Consider the following 1333-nt stretch of genomic DNA (forward strand, 5'->3'; position numbering starts at 1 on the left):
GCTGGAGGGGGCGCCGGGGTCGGCGCCGGCCCCGGGCCCCGGCCCGGATCCGGTCCCGGACGCGGCCTCGGCCCCGGCCTCGGCCCCCGCCCCCCAGAGGGCCAGGATCCGCGCCCGGATACGCGCCTCGGCGAGGCCCGTGATGTGCTCCAACGCGAAGACGAGCATCTCGTCCTTCCCCGCGAAGTAGTGCTGCAACTGCCCGAGCGAGATGCCCGCCTCCGCGGCCACGTCCCGCAGGCTCGCACCCTCCAGGCCGCGCGAGCTCGCGATGCGCCACAGCGCCTCGGCGATCAGACGCCGGCGTTCCTCGTGGTCCACGCGCTTCGGCACCGCGACGGTCACCTCCGTTTTACAAGTCGGTCGTATTGCCATACCTTACCGATGACGGTAGCAATACAACTGACCTGGAAAAGTTCCCGGTCGTCCCAGGGGGACCTCCATGCACACCACCGGAACGGGCGGCGGCGGCTCGCCCGTCACCCTCCGGCCGCCCCGCCACCGCGTCGACCCCCGGGCCCGGCGCTGGTGGGCGGTGCAGGCGCTGCTCACCTTCAGCGGACCACTGCTGCTGACCGCGGCGATCCTGCTCACGCTGTCCGCGCTCCTCTTCCCCGGCGCCCTCCCCTGGCTCGCGCCGCTCGTCGCGGTCGTGCTGGTCGTCCCCGCGCTCGGCTACCAGCTGGCCATGCCCGCGTGGCGCTACCGGATCCACGCGTGGGAGGTGGGCGAGACCGCCGTCTACACCGCGAACGGCTGGTTCTGGCAGCGCAGTCGCATCGCGCCGCTCTCGCGGGTGCAGACCGTCGACACGACGGTCGGACCGCTCCAGCGCCACTACGGGCTCGCCACCGTCGTCGTCACCACCGCCTCCACGGCGGGCGCCGTGAAGATCGCCGGCCTGGCGGCGGACGACGCCCGGCGGATGGCCGAACACGTCGGCCAGGCCGTCCGGTACGTACGGGAGGACGCGGCATGACGGGGACAGGCGAGCAGCGGTCGTGGCGGGAGGGACCCGACCTGCGCGGCGACAACGCGTACGCCGGCCACGGCGGTCACGGCAACTACGGCAGCAGCCAAGACAACAGCTACGGCACCTACGACGGTGACGGCTTCTGGGGCACCGCGTCCGACGACTCGGCGGCGGCCCGGCGCCCCGGAGGCCGCCACAGGGCCGGCAGCCGTCACGCACCCACCGGCCGTCATACGCCGTCGACCGACCGTCCTCCCGCCGCGGACCCGACCTCAATCACCAGCACAAACACGAACACGCCGAACACGCCGAACACGCACCCCAGCGCCCACCACCCCGAAAACCTGTCTCTTATACACA

2 protein-coding genes and 1 pseudogene are annotated in these 1333 nt (G+C 72.8%); 2 read left to right on the forward strand and 1 reads right to left on the reverse strand.

Going from position 1 to position 1333, the window contains the following annotated elements; all coding sequences use genetic code 11:
- Positions 1-333: TetR/AcrR family transcriptional regulator (locus ACSNOK_RS33060; RefSeq protein ID WP_436784479.1), on the reverse strand; the 333-nt coding region annotated here is incomplete at its 3' end.
- A 109-nt stretch (positions 334-442) separates the two neighbouring features.
- On the opposite strand from ACSNOK_RS33060, the gene ACSNOK_RS33065 reads away from it, so the two are divergent.
- Together ACSNOK_RS33065 and ACSNOK_RS33070 are read left to right on the forward strand one after the other, a co-directional pair.
- On the forward strand, positions 443-979 hold the full coding sequence (locus tag ACSNOK_RS33065) for a PH domain-containing protein (RefSeq protein WP_436784480.1): 537 nt from the start codon (positions 443-445) through the stop codon (positions 977-979).
- A pseudogene (locus ACSNOK_RS33070) lies at positions 976-1333 on the forward strand (hypothetical protein); the annotation flags it as partial. The gene ACSNOK_RS33065 and the pseudogene ACSNOK_RS33070, both read left to right, overlap by 4 nt.

Source organism: Streptomyces sp. URMC 126, assembly GCF_051386555.1.
In the GTDB taxonomy this organism is placed as follows: Bacteria; Actinomycetota; Actinomycetes; order Streptomycetales; family Streptomycetaceae; genus Streptomyces.

Coding starts and splice junctions, on each gene's coding strand:
- ACSNOK_RS33065 (WP_436784480.1), top strand. CDS start 443: ATGCACACCACCGGAACGGGCGGCGGCGGCTCGCCCGTCACCCTCCGG.